The sequence below is a fragment of the Marinomonas sp. SBI8L genome (assembly GCF_001624705.1).
Classification (GTDB): domain Bacteria; phylum Pseudomonadota; class Gammaproteobacteria; order Pseudomonadales; family Marinomonadaceae; genus Marinomonas.
In genome coordinates this window covers 159735-185817 of record NZ_JSEO01000001.1, presented here as the reverse complement: position 1 = coordinate 185817, position 26083 = coordinate 159735, and the positions used below count along the sequence as shown (strand labels likewise).

At 39.5% G+C, this 26083-nt stretch carries 31 protein-coding genes; 21 read left to right on the top strand and 10 right to left on the bottom strand.

Annotation, left to right across the window (positions count from 1 at the left end; genetic code table 11):
• Positions 1–20: 20 nt before the first annotated feature.
• Positions 21–677 (top strand): TetR/AcrR family transcriptional regulator, encoded by a 657-nt coding sequence (locus tag OA91_RS00855; protein WP_197477685.1) that lies wholly within the window; start codon positions 21–23, stop codon positions 675–677.
• On the opposite strand, the gene OA91_RS00850 is transcribed toward OA91_RS00855, so the two are convergent.
• From OA91_RS00850 to OA91_RS00840, 3 genes are all read right to left on the bottom strand, one after another.
• Positions 674–1051 carry a DUF427 domain-containing protein gene (locus OA91_RS00850; RefSeq protein WP_063338444.1) on the bottom strand — a complete coding sequence of 126 codons (378 nt, stop codon included), beginning with the start codon at positions 1049–1051 and terminating at the stop codon, positions 674–676. The two genes, OA91_RS00855 and OA91_RS00850, sit on opposite strands and share 4 nt — an antisense overlap.
• Complete coding sequence (locus OA91_RS00845) at positions 1044–2036, bottom strand: SDR family NAD(P)-dependent oxidoreductase (protein WP_063338445.1); 993 nt, start codon at positions 2034–2036, stop codon at positions 1044–1046. Before OA91_RS00845 ends, OA91_RS00850 begins: the two co-directional genes overlap by 8 nt.
• A 249-nt stretch (positions 2037–2285) precedes the next feature.
• On the bottom strand, positions 2286–2969 hold the full coding sequence (locus OA91_RS00840) for a type 1 glutamine amidotransferase domain-containing protein (protein WP_063338446.1): 684 nt from the start codon (positions 2967–2969) through the stop codon (positions 2286–2288).
• Between the two features lie 191 nt (positions 2970–3160).
• On the opposite strand from OA91_RS00840, the gene OA91_RS00835 reads away from it, so the two are divergent.
• A complete protein-coding gene (locus OA91_RS00835; RefSeq protein WP_063338447.1) occupies positions 3161–4063 on the top strand; it encodes a LysR family transcriptional regulator in 903 nt (300 codons plus the stop codon).
• Positions 4064–4083: 20 nt separating this feature from the next.
• Here OA91_RS00835 and OA91_RS00830 read toward each other — a convergent pair whose 3' ends face one another.
• Positions 4084–4992: a DMT family transporter gene (locus OA91_RS00830; protein WP_063338448.1), complete on the bottom strand. Its 909-nt coding sequence runs from the start codon at positions 4990–4992 to the stop codon at positions 4084–4086.
• Between the two features lie 125 nt (positions 4993–5117).
• Between OA91_RS00830 and OA91_RS00825 the strand changes: the two genes are divergently transcribed.
• A complete protein-coding gene (locus OA91_RS00825) occupies positions 5118–6023 on the top strand; it encodes a LysR family transcriptional regulator (RefSeq protein WP_063338449.1) in 906 nt (301 codons plus the stop codon).
• 59 nt (positions 6024–6082) lie between these two features.
• On the opposite strand, the gene OA91_RS00820 is transcribed toward OA91_RS00825, so the two are convergent.
• The gene (locus OA91_RS00820) at positions 6083–6547 is read right to left on the bottom strand and encodes a hypothetical protein (RefSeq protein ID WP_063338450.1); all 465 of its coding nucleotides are present in this window, start codon (positions 6545–6547) and stop codon (positions 6083–6085) included.
• Positions 6548–6810: 263 nt separating this feature from the next.
• Here OA91_RS00820 and OA91_RS00815 point away from each other — a divergent pair, with 263 nt between their 5' ends.
• From OA91_RS00815 to OA91_RS00745, 16 genes are all read left to right on the top strand, one after another.
• Positions 6811–7086, top strand: coding sequence for a hypothetical protein (locus OA91_RS00815; protein ID WP_063338451.1), 276 nt, complete (start codon positions 6811–6813; stop codon positions 7084–7086).
• 188 nt (positions 7087–7274) lie between these two features.
• Entirely contained in the window at positions 7275–7973 is a 699-nt protein-coding gene (locus tag OA91_RS00810; RefSeq protein WP_063338452.1) for a pseudouridine synthase, read from the top strand.
• Between the two features lie 60 nt (positions 7974–8033).
• The gene (locus tag OA91_RS00805) at positions 8034–8243 is read left to right on the top strand and encodes a DUF3565 domain-containing protein (protein WP_046016144.1); all 210 of its coding nucleotides are present in this window, start codon (positions 8034–8036) and stop codon (positions 8241–8243) included.
• An 85-nt stretch (positions 8244–8328) separates the two neighbouring features.
• Positions 8329–8475 carry a hypothetical protein gene (locus tag OA91_RS24170; RefSeq protein WP_157203830.1) on the top strand — a complete coding sequence of 49 codons (147 nt, stop codon included), beginning with the start codon at positions 8329–8331 and terminating at the stop codon, positions 8473–8475.
• Positions 8476–8526: 51 nt separating this feature from the next.
• Entirely contained in the window at positions 8527–9261 is a 735-nt protein-coding gene (locus OA91_RS00800; RefSeq protein ID WP_063338453.1) for an START domain-containing protein, read from the top strand.
• Between the two features lie 113 nt (positions 9262–9374).
• On the top strand, positions 9375–9671 hold the full coding sequence (locus OA91_RS00795) for a TfoX/Sxy family DNA transformation protein (protein ID WP_046016146.1): 297 nt from the start codon (positions 9375–9377) through the stop codon (positions 9669–9671).
• 24 nt (positions 9672–9695) lie between these two features.
• On the top strand, positions 9696–10700 hold the full coding sequence (locus tag OA91_RS00790; protein WP_063338454.1) for a hypothetical protein: 1005 nt from the start codon (positions 9696–9698) through the stop codon (positions 10698–10700).
• Positions 10701–10827: 127 nt separating this feature from the next.
• Positions 10828–11343 carry a ClbS/DfsB family four-helix bundle protein gene (locus tag OA91_RS00785; RefSeq protein WP_063338455.1) on the top strand — a complete coding sequence of 172 codons (516 nt, stop codon included), beginning with the start codon at positions 10828–10830 and terminating at the stop codon, positions 11341–11343.
• Positions 11344–11629: 286 nt separating this feature from the next.
• Positions 11630–12049, top strand: coding sequence for a D-ribose pyranase (gene rbsD / locus OA91_RS00780; protein ID WP_063338456.1), 420 nt, complete (start codon positions 11630–11632; stop codon positions 12047–12049).
• A gap of 44 nt (positions 12050–12093) precedes the next feature.
• On the top strand, positions 12094–13599 hold the full coding sequence (rbsA, locus tag OA91_RS00775; protein ID WP_063338457.1) for a ribose ABC transporter ATP-binding protein RbsA: 1506 nt from the start codon (positions 12094–12096) through the stop codon (positions 13597–13599).
• Complete coding sequence (gene rbsC, locus OA91_RS00770; RefSeq protein WP_231870276.1) at positions 13596–14588, top strand: ribose ABC transporter permease; 993 nt, start codon at positions 13596–13598, stop codon at positions 14586–14588. Before rbsA ends, rbsC begins: the two co-directional genes overlap by 4 nt.
• Before the next feature lie 104 nt (positions 14589–14692).
• Complete coding sequence (rbsB, locus tag OA91_RS00765; RefSeq protein ID WP_063338458.1) at positions 14693–15571, top strand: ribose ABC transporter substrate-binding protein RbsB; 879 nt, start codon at positions 14693–14695, stop codon at positions 15569–15571.
• A gap of 272 nt (positions 15572–15843) precedes the next feature.
• Positions 15844–16845 (top strand): substrate-binding domain-containing protein, encoded by a 1002-nt coding sequence (locus OA91_RS00760; protein ID WP_063338459.1) that lies wholly within the window; start codon positions 15844–15846, stop codon positions 16843–16845.
• A gap of 44 nt (positions 16846–16889) precedes the next feature.
• On the top strand, positions 16890–17288 hold the full coding sequence (locus OA91_RS00755; RefSeq protein ID WP_063338460.1) for an ACT domain-containing protein: 399 nt from the start codon (positions 16890–16892) through the stop codon (positions 17286–17288).
• 263 nt (positions 17289–17551) lie between these two features.
• On the top strand, positions 17552–18355 hold the full coding sequence (locus tag OA91_RS00750) for a substrate-binding periplasmic protein (protein ID WP_063338461.1): 804 nt from the start codon (positions 17552–17554) through the stop codon (positions 18353–18355).
• A 246-nt stretch (positions 18356–18601) separates the two neighbouring features.
• Complete coding sequence (locus tag OA91_RS00745; RefSeq protein WP_197477684.1) at positions 18602–19270, top strand: DUF6058 family natural product biosynthesis protein; 669 nt, start codon at positions 18602–18604, stop codon at positions 19268–19270.
• Positions 19271–19394: 124 nt separating this feature from the next.
• Here OA91_RS00745 and OA91_RS00740 read toward each other — a convergent pair whose 3' ends face one another.
• The 5 genes from OA91_RS00740 to OA91_RS00720 all read right to left on the bottom strand — a co-directional run bounded on the left by OA91_RS00740 (position 19395) and on the right by OA91_RS00720 (position 24383).
• Positions 19395–20165, bottom strand: a complete 771-nt coding sequence (locus tag OA91_RS00740; protein ID WP_063338462.1) for a TSUP family transporter — start codon at positions 20163–20165, stop codon at positions 19395–19397.
• A gap of 44 nt (positions 20166–20209) precedes the next feature.
• The gene (locus OA91_RS00735; protein WP_063338463.1) at positions 20210–21094 is read right to left on the bottom strand and encodes an NAD(P)-dependent oxidoreductase; all 885 of its coding nucleotides are present in this window, start codon (positions 21092–21094) and stop codon (positions 20210–20212) included.
• Between the two features lie 36 nt (positions 21095–21130).
• Entirely contained in the window at positions 21131–22072 is a 942-nt protein-coding gene (locus tag OA91_RS00730; RefSeq protein ID WP_063338464.1) for a TauD/TfdA family dioxygenase, read from the bottom strand.
• Positions 22073–22589: 517 nt separating this feature from the next.
• Complete coding sequence (locus tag OA91_RS00725) at positions 22590–23372, bottom strand: substrate-binding periplasmic protein (RefSeq protein WP_063338465.1); 783 nt, start codon at positions 23370–23372, stop codon at positions 22590–22592.
• Between the two features lie 120 nt (positions 23373–23492).
• Positions 23493–24383 carry a LysR substrate-binding domain-containing protein gene (locus OA91_RS00720; protein WP_063338466.1) on the bottom strand — a complete coding sequence of 297 codons (891 nt, stop codon included), beginning with the start codon at positions 24381–24383 and terminating at the stop codon, positions 23493–23495.
• A 207-nt stretch (positions 24384–24590) separates the two neighbouring features.
• On the opposite strand from OA91_RS00720, the gene OA91_RS00715 reads away from it, so the two are divergent.
• Positions 24591–25352 (top strand): isocitrate lyase/PEP mutase family protein, encoded by a 762-nt coding sequence (locus tag OA91_RS00715; protein ID WP_063338467.1) that lies wholly within the window; start codon positions 24591–24593, stop codon positions 25350–25352.
• A 154-nt stretch (positions 25353–25506) separates the two neighbouring features.
• Positions 25507–26040 carry a cysteine hydrolase family protein gene (locus tag OA91_RS00710; protein ID WP_063338468.1) on the top strand — a complete coding sequence of 178 codons (534 nt, stop codon included), beginning with the start codon at positions 25507–25509 and terminating at the stop codon, positions 26038–26040.
• The last annotated feature ends 43 nt before the right edge of the window (positions 26041–26083 follow it).

Below are 26083 nucleotides of genomic sequence, written 5' to 3'. Positions count from 1 at the left end.
TCTGTACCTATCGGTATAGTTTGGTCAAGTGGTTTGATGAAAATAATTTTGAGGCAAGTATGGCGGGTGGTCGTAAGAAAGAATTTGATAAGCAGGAAGCCTTAGTTGAGGCGATGAAGGTATTCTGGAAAAAGGGCTACCTTGGTGCTTCACTCACAGATTTGATTCAGGCAATGGGTATTAATAAGCCCAGTATGTATGCGACCTTTGGAAATAAAGAGCAGTTGTTTTTAACCGTGACAGAGCATTATCTGACACATTTTGCTGCGCCTTCTGTTGTTTATTTATCAGATGAAAGTCTGACTCCCAAGCAAGGGTTGAAAGCATTTCTCATGGCAAGTATTGAAAATCAATGTCGTGATGACACACCTAGAGGGTGCTTTATATCCCTTTGTTCCGTTGAGGCAAAAGGCGATAACCTTCCTGAACAGGCTGAGTCTTGTATAAAAAAAGCAGGTGAAGATACTTTATTCACCTTGCATGCTTTTTTTACCAAACATCATTTAATTCATCATCAATCGAACTCGAATGCAAAGCGACATAGTCAAACACCACAAGATAAATCATTGGCAGTTTTTACTTTATTGCAAGGAACTGCAACCATGGCCAAACTAGGAAAAGTTCCCAGTGAGTTAGAGGCAATGGTAGACATGTTGTTAGATGGTATGGATATCTAACCAATAAGCTCGATTTCTACTTTATTTTGATAAAAAGCGAGATGTCCAATTAAGCTTTCACATTCCAAGAAAGGTGTTTTATAGCCCCAAGCAAGGTTTTCGACTGTCTCTTTTTCAAGCTTTAAAGACCAATAGCTTGCATGGCCTTTATAAGGGCAATAGGTAGAGTGCTTATTCTCAACTAGGAAGGACATCTTGATATCTTTTACTGGAATGTAAACAACCTTATTTAACCCAGTTTCATCCAAGATAAGTAAATTATTACTCATCGCAATAACGTGACTCTTATAGCTTACCGTTGCAGTTTTATTTGAGGGGGTGATAACAATTTTATGATGGGGATTATCGATAAATCCTGGAGCTTTTTTAAGCATATTTAACCTCTTTTATATCTGCTAGATAGTCGGAATCAATTGGGTAAAGTGTTGTTAAAATTGACCAAAATTCTGCTTGAAGAGCTTTATCAGTAAAGGCTTTGTTCATAGGCTTTTGATCTGTAAGAGGGCCAATTGTTTTTCCTTCAGGTGCACCAAGTAGATCGCCATTTTTACCGATACTACCATTGAGGCAAGCGACTAGTTTACTGGCAGCTAGACTTGGACTTTGCGCCATGCCAAATTTAGCCATTATTTTGAAAACAATCTTTTGTGCGAACCATTCTTGCCATTTTGGTAAGCCCGATGTACCACCCGTCCCATAAATGAATCCGGGTGTAAACCAGATTGACTCAAAGTGAGGTTGGCAGATGTGACTCAAATGTTGAGACCACAAAGCGGCAAGTAGTTTTGATGCTCCCAAAGCATTCATTGGGTTGTATTTTTCTGATGATCTTGCAAAGACATAATCTTGTAGAGCCTGAACAGAAGCGAAGCTAGGTTTAGCAATCATACCTTTTATACCTCTCGCACCTTCACCTCCAATGACAACAACTCTAGCGCCATTAGCAATCAGCTGTCTTTTTAGAAGATGAGCTAATGTGACATGCCCTCCTATAACATTTTGGAAAAGAGTCTTTTCATACTCTTTGCCTTGCCAAGAAAAGGTTTGACGTTGATTACCAAATACAGCGCCTCCTGCACCTAAACAAACAATATCAAAGGGTTGGCTTGGCAAATGGTTTATTGCCGCTTCAATTTTAATTGGGTTAGACATATCAAAACCTGCAGCAAAATTGAGTTTGCTTACTCTTTCAGCCCCTAACTCTGCAACAAGCTCTTGTTTAACTTGTGCTAACTTGTCTTTATTTCGCCCAGCGACAGTGATCTTACCTAAATCTTGGGTTAATAAGAGCTTGAGTGCTTCCTTGGCAAGTCCACCAGTGCCTCCTGTAAAAAGGATATTTTTTGCGGGTATAGGCATGATTGCCTCCTATGGGTAAATGGTCTAAATAAAGGCAGTCCATGCTCAAAGTTGAATTGTTTTTAAGTATATCGGATTAAAACTAATCCAAGTGTTGCTTAAATGACTTTTAATGGTTTGAAAATAGACCGTAATAGATCGAAAGGAAGGTGGTTAAGGAGCGAGAAAATATGCTTAATAAACTTTTAATCGGGTAGCAAATGACACTACCCGATCCATAGAAAAATGAGTTTTTTCTAAGATTAAATGCTAAAGGCGTGCAATTAACTTTTCAGCTGCTTGTTCAGAGCTTGCAGGGTTTTGGCCTGTGATAACCAAGCCGTCTTCCAATGAGAACACATTCCAATCATCTGTTTTTTGATAGTTAGCGCCACGTTTGATCAATTCATCTTCTAATAAGAAAGGCACGATATCTGTTAGCTGTACGGCATCTTCTTCTGTATTACTAAAACCTGTTACGGCTTTGCCTTTTACTAGGAATTCACCTTCTGCATCTTTTAGGTTTAGAAAAGCAGCGCTGGCGTGACAAACCGCAGCAATCGGTTTTTGTGCAGCAACAAAGTTTTCTAACAAACGAATAGAGTCAGTATTATCAGTTAAATCCCATAGTGGACCATGGCCACCTGGGTAGAAAACACCATCAAATTCATCTTGTTTTACATCTGCCAATACTAGGCTATTAGCAAGTTTTGCTTGAGTGTCACTATCGGCATCAAAACGGCGAGTTGCATCGGTTTGAAAATCCGCTAATTCGCTTTTCGGGTCAATTGGTGGCTGGCCACCTGCTGGAGACGCTAAAGTGACTTCAATGCCTGCATCAATAAAAGCGTAATAAGGGGCTGCAAACTCTTCTACCCAAAAACCTGTTTTCTCTCCTGTATTCCCTAGCTCTGAATGAGAAGTAAGCACCATAAGTACGGATTTAGTTGTCATGTTTCTACCCTAATAATTGTTAAAAATTTAAATATGAATATCGAATGACAGGCAGTTTAGAGTTAAGAGGTAAGTTAAACAATAAGAGTAAATTTGACTTCATTGGTTTAATTATTGATACAATGTTTGAGCTATTAAATAAAAGCTCTTTAATAAAAGTCCTAATAGATGTGCAGATGTGAGGTAAGGTGATGGATGTGTCATTTGAGCAACTAAAAAGTATGGTGGTCTTTGCTCAAGTTGTAGAACAGGGAAGCCTGGTGGGTGCCGCCAAGCATTTATCCTTATCCCGAGCGGTTGTTAGCTACCACCTTAAAAAGTTAGAGCAGCAACTAGGTGTGAAACTTCTGAATCGCTCGACCCGTTCCATTGGTTTAACCCAAGAAGGGGAGGCTTATTATCAAAGATGCCGTGTTATTGCTCAGCAAGCCCATGAAGCCAATCAAGCGATAGAGAACCTAAAAGATGAGCCAGAAGGTTTGCTTAAAATCACCTGTCCTGTGAATGTTGGCTTACAGCTTATCGTGCCTGCTTTAAACGGTTTTCGAGATCTTTATCCAAAAATAGAGCTCGATCTTATGTTGAGCGATGACGTAGTCAATATTATGAAGCAAGGCATAGATTTGGCGATTCGTGGGGCCGAGTTAACAGACTCAGGTCTGCAGGCAAGTAAGCTTGCCAGTCTGCAAAACTGTTTATGTGCTGCGCCTGACTACCTCAATAAACAAGGGCGCCCTAATACGCCAGATGGCTTGATTCAGCACGACTGGGTTGTTTACAAGCTAGCGGCTAACAGCGTGAATTTAACCAAGGGAAACCGTACTTTTGATATCAAGGTTAGCGGCAGTATTAGTACTAATAATGCCGCAGCACGTACCGCTTTTATTGAAGCGGGCCAAGGCATAGGGCGAGTTCCCTTGTATGATGCAGGCCCTAAAATAAAAGCCGGAAAACTAGAGCGAGTATTAGCCTCTTATAAATTATCTGATATCGAACTTTATGCGGTATTTCCACCAGGGACAGGCGAGACTAAAAAACTCAGGCTCTTGCTCGATTATTTAAAGTCTCATCTGGCGAAAATAGCGAGTTACTAACTTTCGTTCTTGCTAGGGTTTTAGCTCTTAGCCTTCATTTGAGTGGCGTAACTGATACTGATAAATATCAGTGCGCCGCCTATTGCTTGTACCCAGGTAAAGCCTTCTCCTAAGAAAATAATGGCGAATAGGGCACCAAATAAAGGCTCACTTCCCATTAAAAGGGACACCTTAGTCGCTGAAATTCGACGTACAGCATAGTTTTGGATGAAAAAAGCGAAAAGGGTACAAAAGAGGACTAAATATACACTTATCATCCAAAAGCTGGCTTCTTTAGGGAGCTGTATTTGCTCGATAGGCAAGCTAATAAACGCCAAGACTAACGCCCCCAAACCCACAATAAGAGATTGAATCGAGGTTAAGCTTAAGTTTGTAATCGTTTTATTCTGACATAAAGCCTTAGTGAGAATGACCATTAACCCTCTTAGAAACGCCGCTCCTAAAATCAACCAATCTCCTTGATTCATAGTAATATCCAGCCCTTCTTTATGGGTGAGTGCGATCACTCCCACCAGACTCATCAAGGCTAATAAATGGAGTCTTTTATCCATTCTCTGCTTTGATAAAAAACCTTCTAAGCCAGCTGTCATTATGATGGAGAGGCTAATTAAAAAAGCGGCATTGGCTGCGCTAGTGAGAGAGACTCCATAGACTTCACAGCAAAAAATACCTAAGAGTAAAAAGCCAGTGGGTAGAGCGATCGACCAATCTTTATTTCGACCTTCTTTAAAGTCTTTCAAAGTGAGATAGAGCAAAATTAAATGGGTTGAAAGGAAGCGGATAGCAATAAATAAAAGCACAGAGGTATAAAGCAAAGCCGACTTAGTAAGCCCATAGCTTGTCCCCCAGAATAGGGCGACCAATAATAAAAGCAGCTCCTCTTTAACAAAGAACCTGAGTATAGGGTGAGTGATGGTTAAGCTTTTCATATAGACCTCTTGGTAGATCGATGCCTCAATAATTGAGGGAAATCGGCAATCGTGTTTGACAAGAGATAGCTTAATTAATAACTTCAAGGAGATAATCGGGTAAAAATGCAAAGGATAATTGCGTTATGGATACAAATAAGGTGATCTCTTTGTTAACTGAAATGGCTGTTTTTGTCGCTGTGGTAGAGCAAGAGAGTTTTTCTAAAGCAGGTGAAAAGCTGAATTTAGCACCTTCTTCAATCAGCCGTTCTATTGCAAAATTAGAAGCAGCATTTGGTACCAAACTGTTAGAAAGAACCACGAGAAAAGTAAAACTTAACCCGAAAGGGGCACAAGTATTTGAGCAATGCCAATCTATGTTAGCCTCTGCTAAATTGGCAGCAAATGCTGCTCAGTCTTTGGCGGGGGAAGTCTCAGGTGTGTTACGTGTTGCAGCGCCAAAAGCCTTTGCAAAACAAGTGATTAGTCCAATAGTGCTAGACTTTGCAGAGGCTTATCCTAAAGTCACGGTAAAGTTAATGGCAGTAGATCATTTTATTGATCCAATCAGTGAAGAAGTCGATGTGATTATTCACTTTACTCACCACCCGATTGAAGGCTTAGTGGCTAAACACTTATCAACAACCAAGCTGATTGTGTGCGCTAGCCCTGACTATCTAGCAAAAAATGGTATTCCTAAAACACCTGATGATTTAAAGCAGCATGACTGCATTACCCTAGGAGAAGTCGCTGGTGATGATATTTGGCGTTTTCAAAAAGGCGTTGAAAAGGTCAAGGTTCAAGTGCCTGAATCCTTTTCGGTAAACCACACCCAAGTAAGGCGCGATGCGGCATTAAGAGGCCTAGGAATCGCAACGTTTCCAGACTTTGCCATTCAAGAAACAATCGAAAAAGGTGCACTTATTCCTGTGTTAACGGATTGGCAAGTTTTGGAAAGATACCAAGGGGATATTGTCGCTCAATATGCTCAATCTAAATTTGTGCCTGTCCAGATCCGTACTTTTATTGAATTCATACATGCTAGGTTTTAGCTATTATTTCTTTTTTCACATTAATCGCTATTCATCCAAAGTTCTTTATCTATGACTTTTTATAAGCTTTTAGAGGAAAGTGACTTTTTACCTCTTTTTAAGGTCATCGCATCGCGAATATTTAGACCCATTAGAGTTAAGTTAATAAAGCCTGCCAATAGCTCAATAGTCTGAAGGGTATAAAAAAGGCTATTAAATTCACCATTATTAGCCATATTCTTCAGAAAATACGCCGCCGGCAATAAGACCAACAAACCATTTAGCGCCACAAAAGGCATGCGCTTTTTCTTTGCACCAATCGGGCCAGAAGTGACCTTGGGTGCCATCTTCATTCCCGTCATACCTGTGATAGCCATCAATGGAATAACTAACCAAATCGCAGCAAAAATGTTGCTTTTAACACTGATAACAGCCGTTTTATCGCCAAACATATCGACAAAAAGCGAGCTAACAAAAAAAGAAGCAATCAAGATAAAGGCGATTAAACCAGAAACTTTATGAATGAGTGGGAGTAATTTTTTCATCTTAATACCTATAATAATTAAATTTCTAATGCAATTGTTGCGTATGCAATTATGTATTGTCAAATAATTAATGCTCTCTTGTTATTGAGCTTTCGTGCTTTTGGCTGACGATTAACCTTAGAGATAGATAAGAGAGGTGATGGAAGGCAAAGCTTGATATGCTCAAGGAAGGGGCTGTAATTCAGTCTTTATCATCCAGACTGGTTATTCAACTAGAATGAGTTGTTATCAGACCCGAAACACTAAACTGGCAGAGGCAAGTAATGAGACGATTAAAAGCATGTTTGATTTATTTAGCTATAGCCAGTTTAAGCACCGCATTAGTTGCTTCTCCGACCAAACATGACTTTGAAAAATGTAAAAAGCTTGCTGTTTCATATTTAGACTTTTGCTTACAGGGAAGTGAAAATAAATGTTGGGAAAAGTCCAAAGCGAGCCATAAAGCCTGTCGTATTAAAGTCATGAAAAGTTATCAAGAAATGGGGCCTAAACGCAAAGCCGAAGAGAACAAACTCAAGCTACTCAATAAAATGACCTAGCTAAGTCTAAATAGTTGAGTCGAGGCTGTGAATGAAAGGAGACGAGCCTTCTTGCTTGCCAAAGAGATCTTTGGATAATAGCTCTCTCTAGATAATAGCTATCTCAAGATAAAACAGCTTTGTAATCTACTCTTACCCTAATGTTTAATGGTTAAACCTACCCATGACCTGCCCACCAGAGATTCACCATGCGCCTTGATAAATTTGTTTGTAAAAGTACCGAATTAACCAAAGCCGAAGCGCATGCTTTTATCGAACAAGGATTGGTGCAAGTAAATCATAAAGTAGTGACCGACATTAAGTCTCAAGTACACCAGAATAATCAGGTTAGCCTTAACCAAATAGCGCTTAATTTACGTCCGTTTCGCTATATTCTCATGCATAAACCTGCCAATACTATTTGCTCAAATTTGGATGAACTCTATCCCTCTCTTTTTAACTTTCTAGAAATAGATCATAAAGAAGAGCTTCATATTGTTGGTCGTTTAGATGCTGATACCACAGGCATGGTCTTGATTACGGATGATGGGCATTGGTCTTTTAATATCACAAGACCAGAGAAAGACTGTGTGAAAGAGTATAGAGTCGCTTTATCCCAGCCTCTTGCAGAAAGTGCAATTGAGAGGTTTCAACAAGGTGTAAAACTTCAAGGAGAGGCTGAGTTAACCTTGCCTGCCAAGTTATCCTTTATCGATGAAAAGAATGTCACATTGGGTATCATTCAAGGAAAGTTTCATCAGGTTAAACGTATGTTCGCCGCAGTGGGTAACCGTGTTATTCAGTTACACAGACAGAAAATAGGCTCTCTTGAATTAGACCTTGAAGAAGGTCAGTGGCGTTATTTAACCCAAGCAGAAATTGATAGTTTTAAAACCAATGAAACTTAAAACATAAAGTTAGGGTCCTACTTATTATCTGAAGTCAGGGGCTAAAGGAGAAGAGTAAGCGTGAAACAAGGTATAAAGGCTTACCATCAAGATGAAGAGGCGGATTGGGTTGCGGTATTAGCGTGTGGCCATTTTCAGCATGTACGCCATAAACCGCCTTTTACTAATCGACCTTGGGTGATAACACAAGAAGGGCGAGACAGTATGCTGGGTTTTGAGCTTAACTGTAAAAAGTGTGACCTTGGTGCACCAAAGGATGAGTTAGGTTAACTTATTAATCGAGTGAGATAAGCGATCGACTCGTTTAACTTTGCACTTTTTTATTAATGACGTTTCAAGGAATGAGGAGAGTTATATGGAGAGTATGGGAATACTTGGCTTTTTTTTCGGGCTAGTTGCCTTTGCTTATGCTCATAAGAGCAAAGCGGATATCGCTAAATTAGAGCAAGACATTGAAGGGCTCAAAGCCATGCTCGAAAAAATTCAAATGGATAAGAGTTAGCGATTAATGATGTGTTTAAGGCTGAATTCTAACAACATGAGGTATTAAATATTGAAAGCAGAGATAAAAAATACCTTGTTAAAGTTGATGGGGAGTAGGTGTTTTAAACCCTTTATTTTGGGTCTGACAATCTTGTTTGTCCCTTTTATCACTTCCAGTTTGTCAGCCGCTGAAGCCGCATCTAAAAAGACAGAAGATACGCCATGGACCCTATGGAAAGAGGCTGACAAGTTAAGTCTTTCATTTCGGCCTTATAAAAAGACAGGTTTAATCGAAATACAGGCACAAGCTCGTTTACCTTCTAGCTTGTCTGGCTTCTTATTATTTTTACAAGATTACCCACTTATCCCTAATTGGCTAGATAATGCCAAAGAGGCCTATTTGATAGAGCAAGTATCAGATACGGAGAACCTCTTTATGACTCGTTTTAAACGTATTTGGCCTGTGTCAGAAAGAGAAATGGTGATTCGTTCACGTTATTGGCAAAACCCCGATCTCTCGGTAGAGCTAGCGGTACAAGACGCTAGTCACGAAGTCGACAACCCATTAAATGTTATTCGTATAAAACTGATTAAAGCCCATTGGTTACTCTCTCCTATTTCATCTAAGGAGATACAGATTCAACATACAATCATTGCGGACCCTGGTGGCAGTGTGCCTTTATGGTTAGCGAATAAGGTTTCTTTAAGGTCCATGTGGAACACGTTAAATGCCATGGATAAACAACTCAGCACATCCCCTTGGCAGCAAATGCCTATCCCTTGGATTAGAGAAAGAGAAAAGTAATAATAAAGCGCTAGACTCTAGCGATAAGGCATTAGAGGCTTACTTAACCTAAGTTTTAATAAGCCTCACGCATTTTAATTACAAACAATTTACCTATTACAAAGTATTCAAACATGCCTTCTTCCAATACATTAAAACCTTCGAATAAAAGAATCAGAGACCTAAAAGGGTTTGGACCAAAAAGTGAAGAGATCTTCGCCAAAGTCGATATACATAGCGTTGAAGACTTCATGAATGCAGAGCCTTTTGAACTATACGCTAGGCTAAAACGTGAAGTAAAAGGCACTGGTCTTAATTCAATTTATGCCATCATTGGCGCAAGAGAAGACCTGCACTGGCAAGAGGTGGCTCGTACACAAAAATCCGAAATACTTATGCGTTTAGATGATATGGGCCTAGCGCCAAAATAGATTAAAAATACTAAGAGACTCACTATGTACACGAATAAAGACTTAAACGATGCGGTGACGCAAGGGACTTTTACCCAGGAGGCGGTCGATAAATTTAAGTCCGATGTGGCGGCAAGAAAAGAAAGCACCCAAGAGGATAACGAGAACTTTCGGTTAGTTGGGGGCTTTAATGACATCTTTGTTGTGATTGCTTGTGTTTTGCTTTTGAGTTCGTCACTTTGGGTGGTGGATTTACAAAGCAAAGCCCTAAGTTATGTCATTTTTTCTGTTATCGCTTGGGGCTTGGCTGAGTTCTTTGTGCGTAAGCGTAAGATGGCACTTCCAGCGATTGTTTTATTGCTCTCCTTTGTCAGCGGTGTGTATTTTGCCAGTATGCACTTTTTCAGTTATTTAAGTTTTAACCAAGCATCCATGATATCTGCAGGTCTTGCTGGTGCCTTCACCTATGCCCATTGGCTGCGCTTTCGTGTGCCGATTACCATTGCCGCAGCGACAGGGGGCTTTATTGTTTATGTAGTGGTGAAACTCTTACTGAATTATCAAGTAGCGCAAGACTTTATCCTCGCTTTGTTATTTGCCTGTGGTTTTGTTGCTTTTGCTTTAGCCATGTTCTGGGATGCAAGAGACAGACGCAGAGTGACTCATAAGTCAGATGTCGCATTTTGGTTACACCTACTTTCTGCTCCTCTTATTATCCATCCTGTCTTTACGGGTCTTGGTATTTCACAAGGAAACGAAAGCCTCACAAGCATGCTAATTATCGTTAGCCTTTATGTATTGATGACTCTCATTTCTCTTATTGTCGATAGACGTGCTTTTATGGTGTCTTCTTTGGTTTATGTGATTTATGCCATTTTCGACGTGTTAAAAGTATTTGGCGATGTGAGTTATGGCCTTGCCCTGACTGGCTTTATCATAGGGGCCGCTTTATTGCTTTTATCTGCACTTTGGCAAAAAGCCCGCGCTGGGGTCGTTGCTCGTTTGCCTGAGCAAGTAAGAAATTATGTGCCTGTTATCCCTAATTCATAAACGCTTTGTGACATTTGGCAATAGGGGCTGCTAGTTAGGTTTGGGTTTTAGCGTTAAGCTAGCATTAGATTCAAACCCAAGCTCAAAGGCCCTAATAAGGACGTTTACTCGCATACAGGATAGCAAGATGTCTTCAGTCCCTAAGAACAAAACAGAACTCGAATTAGCGATAGAAACCGCTTTTGATAAGATATTTAAAGATTATCAAAGAGTGCCTGCAGAGTTGAGCCGAACCTTGGGTGTTGAGTCTGGCCATAAAGCCGGTTTGATTAGTGTGTCAGATAGCTTGGCTTACCTCATTGGTTGGGGGCGATTAGTATTAAATTGGCATCAACTCAAAGCCGATAATCAAGAAGTCGATTTCCCTGCGACAGGTTTTGCTTGGAATCAATTAGGTGAGCTTGCACAACATTTTTATCACACTTATCAGAACTGGCAATACGATGATCTGTTGCAGGAGTTTGAGTCTGTTACCCAACAAGTGCTTTCTCTTATTAAAGCAAGTGATGCTGAAATCTTGTATCAAGCGGGTTGGTATAATGATTGGAGCCAAGGGCGCATGATTCAATTTAATACCTCTTCCCCCATGAAAAGTATGCGCACCAAAGTAAGGCGTTTTATTAAAGCTCACAACCTTCCTTAGTTTTTTGAAATTAAGTTCATATCTTATTGTTTTTAAATAACTAAATAAAAAACTCTTTAGTTATTTAACAGTTCACTCCTTTCTTTTTTTATTTAGTTTCTTCAATTGTTTTTCTGCTTTCTTGTAAAAATATTGCAACTTTAAGGTGCATTTAAGAAAAAATTAACTTATATTTCGATTTATCGAAACGATTGCGCAAACGTTTCGATGATGCAAAATGAGAGATACTTTACGCTTTGTTCCCCAAGAGCAAAGCGGTTTTTTTAAATAGGGTTAGGCCGGATAGATGAAAAAGAGTGCACTGATTAATGCGGAAATATCACACCTGATTGCCAAACTAGGTCATCAGCAAGAGATCACTATTTGTGATGCTGGTTTACCTATTTTAAGTGATAGCAAGCGTATCGATTTAGCCTTAATTCCTGGTGTGCCAGATTTTATTAGCAGTGTTAAAGCGACTTTGAGTGAAATGCAATTAGAAGGCGTAATTTTAGCCGAAGAGTTCATGGTTGAAAGTCCAGAATTGCATCAAGCACTACTCGATCTGATTAAAGAAGAGGAAGCGATGATAGATAAAAAGATCTCCCTGAAATACGTGTCCCATGAGCATTTCAAAATTAGAAGCGCACAAAGTGAAGCTGTTATCAGAACGGGGGAGTTCACTCCTTACGCCAATGTGATTTTACAAGCTGGCGTCGTTTTCTAGTTTCTCTTTAATCGAATTTATCAAAACAAATAATAAGAATTGATATGAAACAAGCAATTTTAACCCTCAATAAAATTGAAAAATCCTTCCCTGGGGTAAAAGCCCTAGATGGTGCTTATTTGAATGTTTATCCGGGTAAAGTCATGGCTTTATTAGGGGAAAACGGTGCTGGCAAGTCGACCTTGATGAAGGTGCTGACGGGTATTTATCAAATGGACAAAGGTGGGATTGAATATCAAGGAAAGCAGGTTCGTTTTAATGACCCTCGCCACTCACAGCTCAGCGGCATTAGCATTATTCACCAGGAACTCAACCTTCTGCCTGAGCTAACCATCGCTGAAAACATCTTTCTTGGGCGTGAAAAGACCAATGTCTTTGGTGCCATTAGCTGGAACAAGATGTACCAAGAAGCCGATGCACTTTTACAAAGATTGAACGTAAAGCATAGTGCCCGCGAAAGGCTAGGCAATTTGAGTCTAGGCGAGCAGCAAATGGTTGAAATAGCCAAAGCGCTGTCGTTCAAATCTCAAGTTATTATCATGGATGAGCCAACAGATGCGCTGACAGATACAGAAACAGCATCGCTATTTGAAGTCATAAAAGAGCTACGCCAAGAAGGCTGTGGTGTGGTCTACATTTCTCATCGTCTAAAAGAAATCTTTGAAATTTGTGATGACATTACCGTATTAAGAGACGGTAAGTTTATCGCTGAACATCCAGTTGCGGATATAGACGAAGAAAGCCTAATAGAAAAAATGGTGGGTCGTCGTCTAGACGAGCTTTATCCACGTATTGGTGTACAAGAGGGTAAGCCTTCTTTAGAGGTAAAAAACCTTTGTGCAGAAGGTGTAAAAGACGTGAGCTTTCGCCTTAATCAAGGTGAAATTTTAGGTGTCTGCGGGCTCATGGGAGCAGGCCGCACCGAATTAATGAAAGTCATTTATGGCGCCCTAAAAAGGGATTCTGGTGAGGTGCTGTTGGATGGCAAGTTAGTAAGTGCTAACACACCAAAGAAAGCGCTAGACTCAGGTATCGCATACATCTCAGAAGACAGAAAAGGTGATGGTCTCGTGCTTGGTTTATCGGTAAAAGAGAATATGTCTTTATGCTCTTTGGCTGACCTTTCCAAAGGCTTACAGCTTAAACATCAAGAAGAAGCCTCCTCAGTGGCTGAGTTTATCCGTTTATTCAATGTGAAAACCCCAAGTCAAAATCAAATCATTGGCAACTTGTCCGGCGGTAATCAGCAAAAAGTAGCGATTGCTAAAGGTCTGATGACAGATCCAAAAGTGCTTATTTTAGATGAGCCAACCCGCGGCGTAGATGTCGGCGCCAAGAAAGAAATCTATCAACTGATTAACCAATTTAAAGCGAAAGGAATGAGCATTATTTTGGTTTCCTCTGAAATGCCAGAAGTGCTGGGAATGAGTGATCGTATTCTCGTTATGCATGAAGGGCGTGTGAGTGGTGAGTTTAACGCAGCGGATGCAAATCAAGAAAAGTTAATGGCCTGTGCTGTAGGTCGTCAATATAGTGAGGTAACCCAATGAGCTTATTAAATAAGCCAGCATCTATGACTAATAAGTCATTAGGTAAAACGACCCTATTCAGTAGGGCTTGGTTAATTGAACAGAAGTCGCTTATTGCGCTTATCTTACTGATAGTTATCGTTTCTTTTTTGAATCCTAACTTCTTTACCATGGGGAATATTCTCAATATTTTGAGACAAACCTCAGTCAATGCCATCATTGCTGTGGGCATGACACTGGTGATTCTCACCGCAGGAATCGACTTAAGTGTGGGTTCTATTTTAGCTTTATGTGGTGCGTTTGCCGCGACTCTGATCGGCTTAGAAGTCCCTGTTATGTTCGCTGTACCTATTGCCTTGATTGCAGGGGCGGCCTTGGGTGCGGCAAGTGGCATTATTATTTCAAAAGGTAAAGTACAGGCATTTATCGCCACCCTAGTCGGGATGACATTATTACGTGGTGTCACCATGGTTTATACCGATGGACGACCTATTTCGACTGGCTTTAGTGATGTTTCTGACACCTTCTCACTCATCGGAACTGGTTACCTTTTTGGTATTCCTGTACCTGTCTGGCTCATGGTGCTTGTGTTCGCCAGCGTCTGGTATCTGCTTAATCACACTCGTTTTGGTCGTTATGTTTATGCGGTCGGGGGCAGTGAATCCGCCACCCGTTTATCTGGCATAAATGTGGATAGAGTCAAAATTGGAGTTTACGCCATTTGTGGTTTGTTAGCTGCTTTGGCTGGGCTCATAGTGACCTCAAGGCTGTCTTCGGCTCAACCGACAGCAGGTATGGGCTACGAACTAGATGCGATTGCCGCCGTAGTTCTTGGTGGTACCAGCCTAGCAGGTGGTAAGGGCCGCATTATGGGCACTCTCATCGGTGCGCTCATCATAGGCTTCTTGAATAATGCGTTAAATCTCTTAGATGTGTCTTCCTATTATCAAATGATAGCAAAAGCTGTCGTGATTCTGCTGGCCGTGCTGGTAGACAACAAAAACAAGTAACTCATCGTCACCCTGCCGCATTTATCTGAATGAAGGAATAGGTGGCAGAACCAAGGAAGGTGCCTTATTAGCACCTTCTCATAACTCTAAAAAAGGTAAATAGAATGAAAAAGTTAGTAAGCATGGTATCTGCTGTTTTGGTGTCTGCCTCAGTCAGCTCAACGGTATTAGCACAAGACACCTTGGCAATGGTTGTCTCGACATTGAATAACCCCTTCTTTGTCGCTATGAAAGGTGGCGCTGAAATTGAAGCCGCTAAACTAGGTTATAAACTGATCGTTTTAGACTCTCAAAATGACCCAAGTAAAGAGCTAGCAAACGTAGAAGATCTAACGGTTCGAGGTGTTAAAGCTATTCTAATTAACCCAACCGATTCTGATGCGGTATCTAATGCAATTCGTATTGCGAACCGTTCTGATATTCCTGTATTGACTTTGGACCGCGGTGCAACCCGTGGTGATGTTGTCAGCCACATCGCATCTGATAACGTTGCGGGTGGCGCAATGGCAGGTAAATACATTGCCGACAAACTAGGTGCTAACGTTAAAGTGTTACAACTAGAAGGTATTGCAGGTACCTCTGCTGCCCGTGAACGTGGCCAAGGCTTCATGCAAGCAGTTGATTCAAGCAAGATGAACCTACTCGCTAGTCAGCCTGCTGACTTCGACAGAGCAAAGGGCCTAGACGTGATGGAAAACCTACTCGCGGCTAACCCAAATGTAGAAGCGGTTTTCGCTCAAAATGACGAAATGGCATTAGGCGCGCTACGAGCAATTAAAGCCTCTGGTAAAGACGTGATGATTGTTGGTTTTGATGGCACTGATGATGGTATCGCTGCGGTTAAACGTGGACTACTAGCCGCAACGGTTGCTCAACAGCCTGGTCTAATCGGCTCTTTAGGTGTGGCAACAGCAGATAAAATTCTTAAACAAGAAACTGTTGTTAAGAACATCGCAGTACCGTTAAAAATTATTGCGAAATAAGCATTAATTTGAGCAAAAATGAGAAAGGGGTTTTAGTTAAAAAGCCCCTTTTTTATGTGCGAAAATGTATTGAAAAGTGCCTGAATACAACAAGTATCTTATGTGTGAATTGTGTAATAGATGCCTGTTAAATAGTGACTATCTTTTTGATATTCGGTACTTTTATTCTGCAAACTACAATAAGTTTGAAGAAACTGGGTATACTGGTTTAATTGGATGAAAAGCGCCAAAAGAACTTAGAACCCTCAAGATGTTTTAAATAAGGTTAATCAATGGCGACAATAAAAGATGTAGCAAAGCATGCTGGTGTATCCACCTCAACAGTCAGTCATGTGCTTAATAAAACCCGCTATGTCAGTGAAGATGTATCTAAGCGAGTATTAGCTTCAGTAGAAGATCTTCGTTACGCCCCATCGGCTTTAGCCCGCAGCCTCAAAGTCAATAATACCAAGACATTCGGTATGTTAGTGACCACCTCAGCTAACCCCTTTTTTAGTGAAGTATTAAAAGGCGTTGAAAGACGCTGCTACGAACAAGGCTACAACCTTATCTTGTGTAACACAGAAGATGATATTGACCGCATGAACGCCAACCTAGATACGCTGCTTCAAAAGCGTGTCGATGGGCTTTTGCTCATGTGTAGCGAAGTAAACACCGAAGGTTTTTCGCTTTTCTCTCATCACAAACCCATACCAACCGTGGTAATGGATTGGGGCCCAACCGACTTTCCTTGCGATAAAATTCAAGATAATTCTCACCATGGGGGTTATTTAGCCACTCAATATCTTATCGAAAAAGGCCATAAAGACATTGGCTGCATCACAGGTGTGCTAGACAAACAAACAGCCATGCAGCGCTATTCAGGTTATTTAGAAGCCATGGAAGAAGCCAAGTTAGCGGTCAATCAAGATTGGATTGCAACCGGTGACTTTGCTTGCGAAGGAGGCGAAAAAGCCTTCTTAGAAATCTATGAGAAAGGGCCATTGCCCAGCGCTTTATTTGTATGCAACGACATGATGGCCATGAGTGTGATTAACGCTGCCAGCAAGAAGGGCATTCGCGTACCTGATGATCTATCTATCATGGGCTACGATGACATTAATCTTGCTAAATACATCACGCCTTCATTGACGACTATACATCAGCCTAAATACGACTTAGGCAAACAAGCAGTAGACATGTTGCTGAAAAAAATTGAGACTAACTCGGATAATAATCAAATAGTTGAGCTTGAACCATGTTTGGTCGAACGAGACAGTGTGAAAAGTCTTTAAACCTAGTTAGAATCCATCATAAACCTATGAAATGAGGCGTTATTATGTCAGGTGAAACGAATCTCGATACCTTACTCTCAAGCATGCAACCTAATGTATTAGAGCAAGACTATGTTTTTTGTACTGTTCAAAATACTGACCTTGCTAGCAGCCTCAACATGAAACCTATCGCCACCTTTATGGAAGAAGAGGGCCTCACCCTAGTGCTAGAACAGGCCATGGCGGATACTCACAAGCTTGCTTACGAATCTGTTTTTAGCTGTATCACACTGACTGTCCATTCAAGCTTAGATGCGGTTGGACTCACCGCCGCCGTTGCCACTAAACTTGCCGAACATGACATTAGTGCCAATGTGATTGCCGCTTATTACCATGATCATATCTTTGTTCAAAAAGAGAAAGCAGACGCAGCTTTGCAGGCGTTAAAAAGCTTTCAAAAATAACTCACTATTCATTTAAAATTTATACTCATTCAAAGGTGAATGGATGAGTAATAGCGTTTTCGAAAACCAACTTACCATAATATTGAGCTAACTTAGCTCAGAAAACGTTGAAACACATGAATAACATAAATCATATTAGATAAAATGAATATAAAGGCTAACTTAAGCTTAATGAGTATTGGTTCACCTTTTTATTACTGATAGGATCAAAGAATAAGAGACGATGAACAGCATTCATTAATCCATTATAAATTGAGTTGTTAATGATAAGAAAAATTATAATTACCGGCTTACTCCTTAGTTTTAGTTTAGTGACTCTCGCCACGCAAAAACACACAGTTACCGTCTATGGTGATGCTTCATACCGCCCTTATTCATGGGAAGAAAACGGTGTCTTCAAAGGTGTTTATATCGATGTGCTCACGCAAGCCTTTGATAAAATGGATGATTACCAGGTAAATTTAGTTGCCGTCCCTTGGGAGCGAGGCTTAAACCTGCTCAATACAGGTAAAGCATTTGCGCTTTTTCCGCCTTATTACTATCCAAATAGACGCCCTTATATCGAGCCTTACTCAGCACCTATCTTCACCGAAAAAACCATCCTGGTTTGTAACAAAAGTGTCGATTCATTCAATCGAAAAAGATGGCCAGAAGACTATTTTGGTTTAACCATAGGGCAGAGCAGTGGTTACTTATTAGGTGGCGACGCATTTTTAGATGCCGTAAAAAACAAAAAAATATATATGTCTGAATCACTACGTGCAGAACAAAATTTATTAATGGTAGGAACAGGTAGAATAGATTGTTACGTGAACGATCAGCTAGCAATTGAAACTGAATTAGAAAGAATTAAAACACGTTTTTCCCATTATAATGCACTGGAAAATATCGATTCAGGGAAAATGGTTTCTTACGAAGAAAGTTACCTAGGTTTTACCAATGTGAATGAAGGAAAGTACCCTTTCAAACAGGCCTTTATTAAAGAGTTTAATCAAATCATCATTGATATGAAGCTAAACGGCGACATAGACTACATCATTCAAAAGTATATTCAGCAGCCTGAGTAAAATAGCGCCTTTTTCAACTCACCAATGTGCCTCGTTCCCATGTTCTACGTGGGAATGCATAGGGTTGAGCTCCAGCTCAACTTTGTACCTAAAACGGTAGCTAAGCTACCTAATATGAATTCCTAGAAGGGTCGGGGGAACTAGAAAAATCTAGACCTTTCAAAAACTATTACTTTGGTCAACACCGAAGTATCTCTCTTTTTCTGATGCTACTTTCACCTTCTTTCATCTTAAAAGGAGGTTTAAATGCTATTGGAACTTATCAAATACCTATCAGAATATTTTTATACCAAAGACGAGCTAATTAGCGCTTCTAAAGTTATGGCAGGACAACTTGAAAAGTATCAAGCCTTGGGTGTCATGCCTAAACCTTCTTATAAGGTTAATTTGGATGTGAATTGTGACTCATTCTTTGGGGAGCATGAAGAGCTGCAAGAGCTTGAGTTCTATGCCAAAGGTTACGCTTCTTGGCTGGACGACTTACTTGTTTTGCAGCATAAGTTTTGCCAAGAGATACAATTTAAGAATGAGGTTTTTAAGCTATTTTATCTGAGGTATTGCTCTGAACAAGAGCGTCTTAAAAGCCTTGGGCATGTGTGTAATGATTTTAAACTGGTGTCTGAAATTGATGCTTATATTAAAGAAGCTTGGGGTCATTTTATTCAAGGGACCTATGGTTTATGTACTAAATCTGGTTTACCTGAGGATATCGCGGCTAAGGCGGTAGCCATTTTTGAAATTAATCGACTTTCAGAGTCGGATGAGCTTTCACAAGCGGCATTAACCTCCCTTGAAAAAGCCGTGAATCTTTTAGATAAATCGAGCGCTCTATTTGCACCACATGAAAGGCCAAGAAGCTCAAGGCATCGTCTGGTAAATGAAATACGAAGGCGCTTTAAGTTGTTTGCAGGCTAAATAGTTTTGAAGGTAGAGGGTGCTTGGGCAAGTGAATTTTTTGTGTATAAATAAGTCTTTTGTTATTTAGAAGGAGTTGACGAGCACTAGATTGCTTAACGAGTGCTCGTAGTTAGATTACTTATTATTGAATAATCAGTAGTTGATGAACAGATTTTGATATGGTCGCAATAATGATAGCCAGCATAGAAAGCCTTAAGTGACGAGAGTTAATCCAAGGAACTATCATTGGCCCTAAATATCCTCCTATTGCTTGTCCTATAGCCATTGCAATCGCAATTGGTATAACAATAACACCCGCATATAATAAAACGACCACGCCGACAAAGTTACTTGTTGCGTTGTAAATTTTTGCCGTGCCAGTGGACTGTTTTAGGTTATACCCCTTAAATAAAGATAATGCGACTGACCATAATGTCCCAATACCTGGCCCAAAAAAACCATCATAAAAACCTAATGAAGTACCAAATGTTCCTGGGAAAAATTTTCTAGGAAACTTAGAGGTAGACTCGTTTTCTAATCGTGTTGGTTTAAATATCAATAATAAGAAAATACAAACTAATAACACTGGTACAACATATTTAAGTATGTCATTGGGTGTGTTTAGTAATAATAGTGACCCTAAAATTGCGCCAATACAGGTAAAAAACATCGTTTTACCTGTATCTTCAAGTGAGACCAAGCCTCTTCGATAATAACTTATTGCAGCAAAGCTACTTCCAAATAAGGCTTGAAATTTACTGGTTGCTAATGCCGTAGTTGGAGGTAGGCCTACTCCTAATAGAATAGGTAAGGCAACCAATCCACCACCGCCCGCGATGGAGTCAACAATGCCTGCCACAAGACCGCCAGCAAACACCATCATTAAGATTTCAAACGTTAAATAATCTGCCATGAAATACTCTTTGTCCTAAGTGAAGATATAATTCGTTTTAAAGTTTAAGCTTCTGGCCAATCATGCCAAACACGAGCCATGGCACCTTTGTTTTTGTCACCAAAACCTTTATCTAAAGCGGCTTGGTAAGTTTGAAAACATGCATTAGTTACAGGTACAGATTCAGGCTCATTCTGAGTAACTTCTTTGAATGCAAGCATATCTTTAAATGCTTTTTCCATAGAAAGTCCTGCACCTACTTCTCCTCCGGGGCTAAATATCCCTTGTCTAATGAGAGGGACAAATATTTCAAAGGCTTTACTGTTTCCTGTGCTGTTACAAACAATTTCATAAAACCCATCTAGGTTAATATCATGCTTTACTGCGACTGCTAAAATTTCAGCTACACTGGCACATGCTGTGTTATATAGTACGTTGTTAAGCATCTTAGCTAATTGGCCCTGACCTATGCCGCCAAGGACAACAAGGGTTTTAGAGTATGATTCAATTAAGCTTCTTAGCTCAATTAACTCCTCATTAGAAGAGCCAAGCATACTTGTTAACTCTCCTTTTAGCGCTTTACTTTCTAGTCCAGAAACAGGCGCATCAATAAATTTAATATGATGATTGATTAACTGTTCAGCAGCCTTGGTCGTAAAACTAGGGTCTGTTGTACCTGTATCAATAATTGTTCCTTTGAAATTTAGAGAGACTAACCCTCCATGCCCAAAAACAGTGTTATCTACTGAGTCTGTATCTGGTAGAGATAGAAAAATGACAGAAGCATCTTGTAACTCTTTAAGGGATGAGGCTGTGTTTATTCCGAGATCATTGAGTGCTTTTTCACACTTATATTGTTTGTCATATGCAAATATTTTATTACCTGTTTTTAATAGGTTTCTGGCTATTCCTGAGCCCATTCCACCAACACCAATTATTCCAATTTTCATTATTTTTCCGATTTAAACTAGTTATACTTTTGAGTTTTAGGCAACGTCAGTTTGTTGTATTTCGTTGTCATAAGAGATTGAGTCTAATAGCTTTAATGAGTTTATTTGATAATGAGTAAACTCTTTTAGATTGTTGATACTCTTTGTGACATATAAACGTTTTAATAAACGAGTTTGTTCATTAAAGTTTGGTGTGAAAGCACTTCTTCCATGAAGCATTCTTTTGTTTTTTAAAATAACTAGATCACCCGTTTCGAACTTAATATAGTCTGAGTTTTTTGAAATGATGGATTTAATATCAGAAAGTATATCGCTTGACTTTTCATCTATTGGTCTCATTGTATTAAACTGAAAGCATGATTCTAATCTATTACCTTCTTGAATAATGGGACACTTTAAGGTTTTCTTTGAAAATGATATATCCCCTTTAAATGATTCAGGAAGATCATATTGGTATCTTGTGTTTTTTAGGTGCTCAAACGTTTCTTTAGAAACATACTTTCCCAAATCATTGATATCAAAAAGTGTTGTTTTAGGCTGCTCACCTGAACCTGAATTAACGCAAAATAACATTAAATAATCTGGGTTATAGGGATATAAGTGAGCTAAGTCACTGTGAGCTTCTAAATCTACTTTAGAACCTGTTCCTGCTTTGGAGTGAATATGTTTTGCACTCGGAGCTAAGTTTTGCACCATGGTTGCATTATTTTCCCCTGAAAAACCAACCGCATCACCAATCAAATCACAAATAGATTTCATTAATTGATTATTTTCATCATCGCTTTTTATTGGGATTCCAGTGATTCTGATTGCTCCAAACTCAGACTCGACACTAAGAGTTGAGGTGATAACTTCTTGAAAATCTTTGGCTATATAAGCACCTTCGATTGAGTTAAGTGGATTAAATAAGTTAGAAGCGCTATTTTGATTTATTAAATTTTTTAGAGCTGTTGAAACAGGGTAGGTTTTTACACTCATAAATATCCTTATTTATACTTGTATTGCTTTTAAAAAATCAGTGTTATTTTCGGGAGGGATTATATTTATAATGAAAGCGTTTGCAATATTTATTCTGAATATATTTTTAAAAATATTTTATTTTTTTGTTTTTTAATATTTTAGGTGCTCTTCGGTGTAATATTACAGGTGATTTTTGATGTAATATTACACACATTGATTTAAATGAGTTTTATTCATTTTTATGATTTTATTATATTTATAATATGGTTTGTTTTGATTTTTATTGATGTTTTTTTATTTTATCTGAAATGATTTTTATGTGTTATTTTAAGCGATCTAAAAAGGTCTAGGATATGTTTTATAAAGATCACTCTATAGAGGTAGAATGTTAAAGGCTCTGGTTACCTGCTTCAGTGCTTCCTTAGCTTTGTAGCTGAATCACTTGCAGAAAACTTTTTTAATATGAGAAAAAAGACGCTGGCTATTCTTATAAAGCGCTATTAATAATGGCGCTTTCTAATAATAGCCCAGTAATTTAATTACCTAAGTAATGCTTCTCTAGCGCTTTATATTCTGATGTTTTCTTATAGGTTTCTATCGCGTTATCGTATTTATCAACTTGGTTAACTAGATTTCCTGCATGGGGGAAGGTGATATAGGCTGGGGTGGTATTTAACGGAGGTGAGAGCACCTCAACTTGATCTAACAAACCAAGCTCTCTTAATTTATATGCCGATGTTAAATCGTTCTCGATATAGGCATCTATGCGGTTTGCCAATAACATCATGATTGCCTGTTCTATTTGATTTACTTCTTCAAGTTTCGCCCAAGGTTGCTTGCGGTAATACTCAAATTTGTCATCCACTCGTTTGTCACGATAAAGGGCAATATCATGCTTACGCATGAATGTTTCTAGGTCTCCCGAATATTGAACTTTCTTACCTTTAGCTTTAACCAAGACATTTTTTTGATTAATAATATAGGACTTAGGAAAGGTCATATATTCAGAATAATCTCCTTTATTTAGCACTGTCATCATTAGGTCGCACTTACCACTTTTTGCATGATTGACTACTCTCATCCAAGGGCTGTATATAAAGGTTAGCTTCCAATTTAATTGCTTGGATACGCCTTGAAGAATGCGCACGGCAAAACCATCTGGCTCACCTTGCTTATTTAGCATAGTTTGAGGAGGTAGCTGTAATGAGCAAACGCGTACTTCATTTGTAGCTGCTAAAGGTGCTGAACTGATAGTGAAAAGGGTGGTTGCTAAGGAGATGTTTGAGCGCGTTTTTTTGACTAATTTTTCGAGATTCATAAAGACATTCTTTCTAACTTTTTTACTTATTTTTCTGCTGTCTTCATTATTCTAACGTGTCCTATTGTAAGTTGTTTGTCAGGTTTGACGCATTTAGTGCTAAATTCGGTTTGATTTTGACTAAGACATCTCTGCTTTTAACCATTCCATAAATACTTTTAAGCGAGATAGCTTGGCAGAGTGAGGGTCATAAACCATATAGCGCTTCACTGAGTTTGGATGCGAAAGGTTAAAAGGGATGACGAGTTCGCCAGTATCAAGTTGCTTTTGACATAAATAAGGCACGGCCAAGGTGACACCATGACCGCTTGCAACAGCATTAATTGCCATATCCGTACTATCTACCTTGGTCCATTGCTGGTGATTTTCTATTCCAGTTACGCCTGCATGCTCAAACCAATCTTGCCAGTCATAACTCCCAGGCTTTTCTAAGCTAACCAACCAAGTTGAAAGAAGGTCTGCTGGTGTATTCAGTTGTAATTTATCTGCTAATTGTGCTGAACAAATGGGGTACACCTCTGATTCGCCAAAGTAGACACAGGCAAGGCTAAGAGAGGTTTGTTCTTCAACTTCTGTACCAAAGCGTATGGCTAAATCAATGTGGGCTTGTTTTAGATCTTCAAACCCTGAAGAGGAGGAGACGCGTATTTGAATCTCAGGATGTTGTTCGCTAAAGCGTTGAATCCTAGGCATTAGCCATAGTGTGCTAAAAGCTTGAGTAGAGCTGATGGTGAGTTCACCAGCTATGTCTTCTTGATGAAGTTGGCTCAGCCCTTGATTAATGATCCCCAATGCTTTTTGAGAGCATTCAAATACCATTTGGCCCTGTTGGCTTAGCAGCATTTCTCTGCCTTTACGGATAAATAACCGAGTGTTTAAGCCTTGTTCTAACTGTCGCATTTGTTGGCTTACAGCCGCTTGGGAAATACAAAGTTCTGCGGCTGCTAAGCTATAACTCTTGTGTCTTGCTGCGCTTTCAAAGGTGACCAATAAATTAATATTTTTAAACAAAACGGATAAGCCTTGGGTTCAAATTAGACAAGATTATAAGCACTCCTTATATAAAAAGTCGATTTATGTTGTTGGCCTTTTTCTTTATTTATTAGCAAGATAATGACAAGAAAACACGGAATACAGCCTAATCATTTTTAAATAAGGAAAACCTCACACGGTGTCGCTAGCGCAGTAATCGTATGAAGGTTTCAAAGGATCAATATCATGGAAAAATTTAAAAAACTTCATCAACAAACTATGCCTCTATTACTTGGAAATGTTTGGGATGCTTCTAGTGCAAAGTGTGCACAAGAGGCTGGCTACCAAGCTATAGGAACATCTAGTGCAGCTGTTGCGAACTTATTGGGATATGAAGATGGTGAGCAAATGCCTTTTAGTGAATTAGCTTTTATGGTGCAACGGATTGCTAGTGCGAGTTTGTTGCCTTTAACGGTAGATATTGAAGCAGGTTATAGTCAGGACCCTAAGGTTATTGCAGATCATATTCAAGAGCTAGCTGAGCTGGGTGTGGTGGGTATAAATATTGAGGATAGTCGAGTTGATGAAACTAGATATCTAACTGCTAAAGACGAATTTAGTCAGTTGCTATCTCATGTTTGCCAAGAATTGAAAGTGCGTCAAATAGAGATGTTTATCAATGTACGATGTGATGCTTTTTTATTGGGGCTAGAGAATGCTCTAGAGGTAGCGATAGAAAGAGCTAAATCTTATCAAGAGGCGGGAGCTGACGGGTTATTCTTCCCTTGTATTACTAAGGCTCAAGATATTAAAGCGCTAGTGGCAACAACTCCTTTGCCAATCAATATAATGTCTATGCCTGAGCTGCCTAATTTTGAGGTATTAGCGGATCTAGGCGTGAAGCGTATCAGCACAGGTAATTTTGCCTATGACGCTATGTACGCTGGCCTAGGGCGTCAATTATCTGAGATTAAGAAACAGGGAAGCTATGCGTCTTTATTTAGTTAAGCTGCGCTTAAAAGGCTGCGTCTTAGTAGATGAGAGTTATCATGTGTCGCAGATGATAACTCTCATGCTTAATGCTAGAAGGTTAGCAAGCAATTCATTAATATTTAGCTCTATCTATTAGAAACAAACACTAACCAACGACTAGAAGGATCTTATGAAAGCATTACTTATTATTGATATGCAAAAAGGCCTGTTTGAAACACCGAGACATGATTTTAACGGAGTAGTAAAACGTATTAATTGTTTAGGTGAAAGCTTCAGGCGTGCTGATGAGTTGGTTGTTTACATCCAACATAATAGCAGTAAAGAAGAAGGCTTATTTGAAGGTTCCCAAGGTTGGGAGATAATCAATGAACTTAATAAAAGTGAGACAGATTTTAAGCTGACCAAGACAGCCTGTGATGCCTTTTATCAAACTGAGTTGGAGGCCCTATTAAAGTCCAAGGGAATAACCGAGGTGTTTATTACAGGTGCTGCAACTGAGTTTTGTGTTGATACCAGCTTGCGCTCTTGCTTGAGTAAGGGTTTTAATGTAAAAGCCATTTCTGATGGGCATACCACAGCAAATAGAGACCATTTAAGTGCTGAGCAGATAATTAAACACCACAACTGGAGCTGGGAAAATCTAATCATTCCTGATGTGGAAATAAAGGTAATGACAGCTTCTAAAGCGATAGAAATGTTTTGAAGCTGATACATAATTTGTTTGCTTTTATTGCGGTATTTGAGGC

What these genes read in the sequence shown, in the direction of transcription:
- OA91_RS00785 (WP_063338455.1), top strand. Translation starts at nt 10,828, where the DNA reads ATGTCTTCAGTCCCTAAGAACAAAACAGAACTCGAATTAGCGATAGAA.
- OA91_RS00810 (WP_063338452.1), top strand. Translation starts at nt 7,275, where the DNA reads ATGCGCCTTGATAAATTTGTTTGTAAAAGTACCGAATTAACCAAAGCC.
- rbsA (WP_063338457.1), top strand. Translation starts at nt 12,094, where the DNA reads ATGAAACAAGCAATTTTAACCCTCAATAAAATTGAAAAATCCTTCCCT.
- rbsC (WP_231870276.1), top strand. Translation starts at nt 13,596, where the DNA reads ATGAGCTTATTAAATAAGCCAGCATCTATGACTAATAAGTCATTAGGT.
- OA91_RS00730 (WP_063338464.1), bottom strand. Translation starts at nt 22,072, where the DNA reads ATGAGTGTAAAAACCTACCCTGTTTCAACAGCTCTAAAAAATTTAATA.
- OA91_RS00825 (WP_063338449.1), top strand. Translation starts at nt 5,118, where the DNA reads ATGGATACAAATAAGGTGATCTCTTTGTTAACTGAAATGGCTGTTTTT.
- OA91_RS00715 (WP_063338467.1), top strand. Translation starts at nt 24,591, where the DNA reads ATGGAAAAATTTAAAAAACTTCATCAACAAACTATGCCTCTATTACTT.
- OA91_RS00750 (WP_063338461.1), top strand. Translation starts at nt 17,552, where the DNA reads ATGATAAGAAAAATTATAATTACCGGCTTACTCCTTAGTTTTAGTTTA.
- OA91_RS00835 (WP_063338447.1), top strand. Translation starts at nt 3,161, where the DNA reads ATGGATGTGTCATTTGAGCAACTAAAAAGTATGGTGGTCTTTGCTCAA.
- rbsD (WP_063338456.1), top strand. Translation starts at nt 11,630, where the DNA reads ATGAAAAAGAGTGCACTGATTAATGCGGAAATATCACACCTGATTGCC.
- OA91_RS00735 (WP_063338463.1), bottom strand. Translation starts at nt 21,094, where the DNA reads ATGAAAATTGGAATAATTGGTGTTGGTGGAATGGGCTCAGGAATAGCC.
- OA91_RS00820 (WP_063338450.1), bottom strand. Translation starts at nt 6,547, where the DNA reads ATGAAAAAATTACTCCCACTCATTCATAAAGTTTCTGGTTTAATCGCC.
- OA91_RS00830 (WP_063338448.1), bottom strand. Translation starts at nt 4,992, where the DNA reads ATGAAAAGCTTAACCATCACTCACCCTATACTCAGGTTCTTTGTTAAA.
- OA91_RS00710 (WP_063338468.1), top strand. Translation starts at nt 25,507, where the DNA reads ATGAAAGCATTACTTATTATTGATATGCAAAAAGGCCTGTTTGAAACA.
- OA91_RS00790 (WP_063338454.1), top strand. Translation starts at nt 9,696, where the DNA reads ATGTACACGAATAAAGACTTAAACGATGCGGTGACGCAAGGGACTTTT.
- OA91_RS00760 (WP_063338459.1), top strand. Translation starts at nt 15,844, where the DNA reads ATGGCGACAATAAAAGATGTAGCAAAGCATGCTGGTGTATCCACCTCA.
- OA91_RS00745 (WP_197477684.1), top strand. Translation starts at nt 18,602, where the DNA reads ATGCTATTGGAACTTATCAAATACCTATCAGAATATTTTTATACCAAA.
- OA91_RS00740 (WP_063338462.1), bottom strand. Translation starts at nt 20,165, where the DNA reads ATGGCAGATTATTTAACGTTTGAAATCTTAATGATGGTGTTTGCTGGC.
- OA91_RS00725 (WP_063338465.1), bottom strand. Translation starts at nt 23,372, where the DNA reads ATGAATCTCGAAAAATTAGTCAAAAAAACGCGCTCAAACATCTCCTTA.
- OA91_RS00815 (WP_063338451.1), top strand. Translation starts at nt 6,811, where the DNA reads ATGAGACGATTAAAAGCATGTTTGATTTATTTAGCTATAGCCAGTTTA.
- OA91_RS00850 (WP_063338444.1), bottom strand. Translation starts at nt 1,051, where the DNA reads ATGCTTAAAAAAGCTCCAGGATTTATCGATAATCCCCATCATAAAATT.
- OA91_RS00840 (WP_063338446.1), bottom strand. Translation starts at nt 2,969, where the DNA reads ATGACAACTAAATCCGTACTTATGGTGCTTACTTCTCATTCAGAGCTA.
- OA91_RS00755 (WP_063338460.1), top strand. Translation starts at nt 16,890, where the DNA reads ATGTCAGGTGAAACGAATCTCGATACCTTACTCTCAAGCATGCAACCT.
- OA91_RS00845 (WP_063338445.1), bottom strand. Translation starts at nt 2,036, where the DNA reads ATGCCTATACCCGCAAAAAATATCCTTTTTACAGGAGGCACTGGTGGA.
- OA91_RS24170 (WP_157203830.1), top strand. Translation starts at nt 8,329, where the DNA reads ATGGAGAGTATGGGAATACTTGGCTTTTTTTTCGGGCTAGTTGCCTTT.
- rbsB (WP_063338458.1), top strand. Translation starts at nt 14,693, where the DNA reads ATGAAAAAGTTAGTAAGCATGGTATCTGCTGTTTTGGTGTCTGCCTCA.
- OA91_RS00795 (WP_046016146.1), top strand. Translation starts at nt 9,375, where the DNA reads ATGCCTTCTTCCAATACATTAAAACCTTCGAATAAAAGAATCAGAGAC.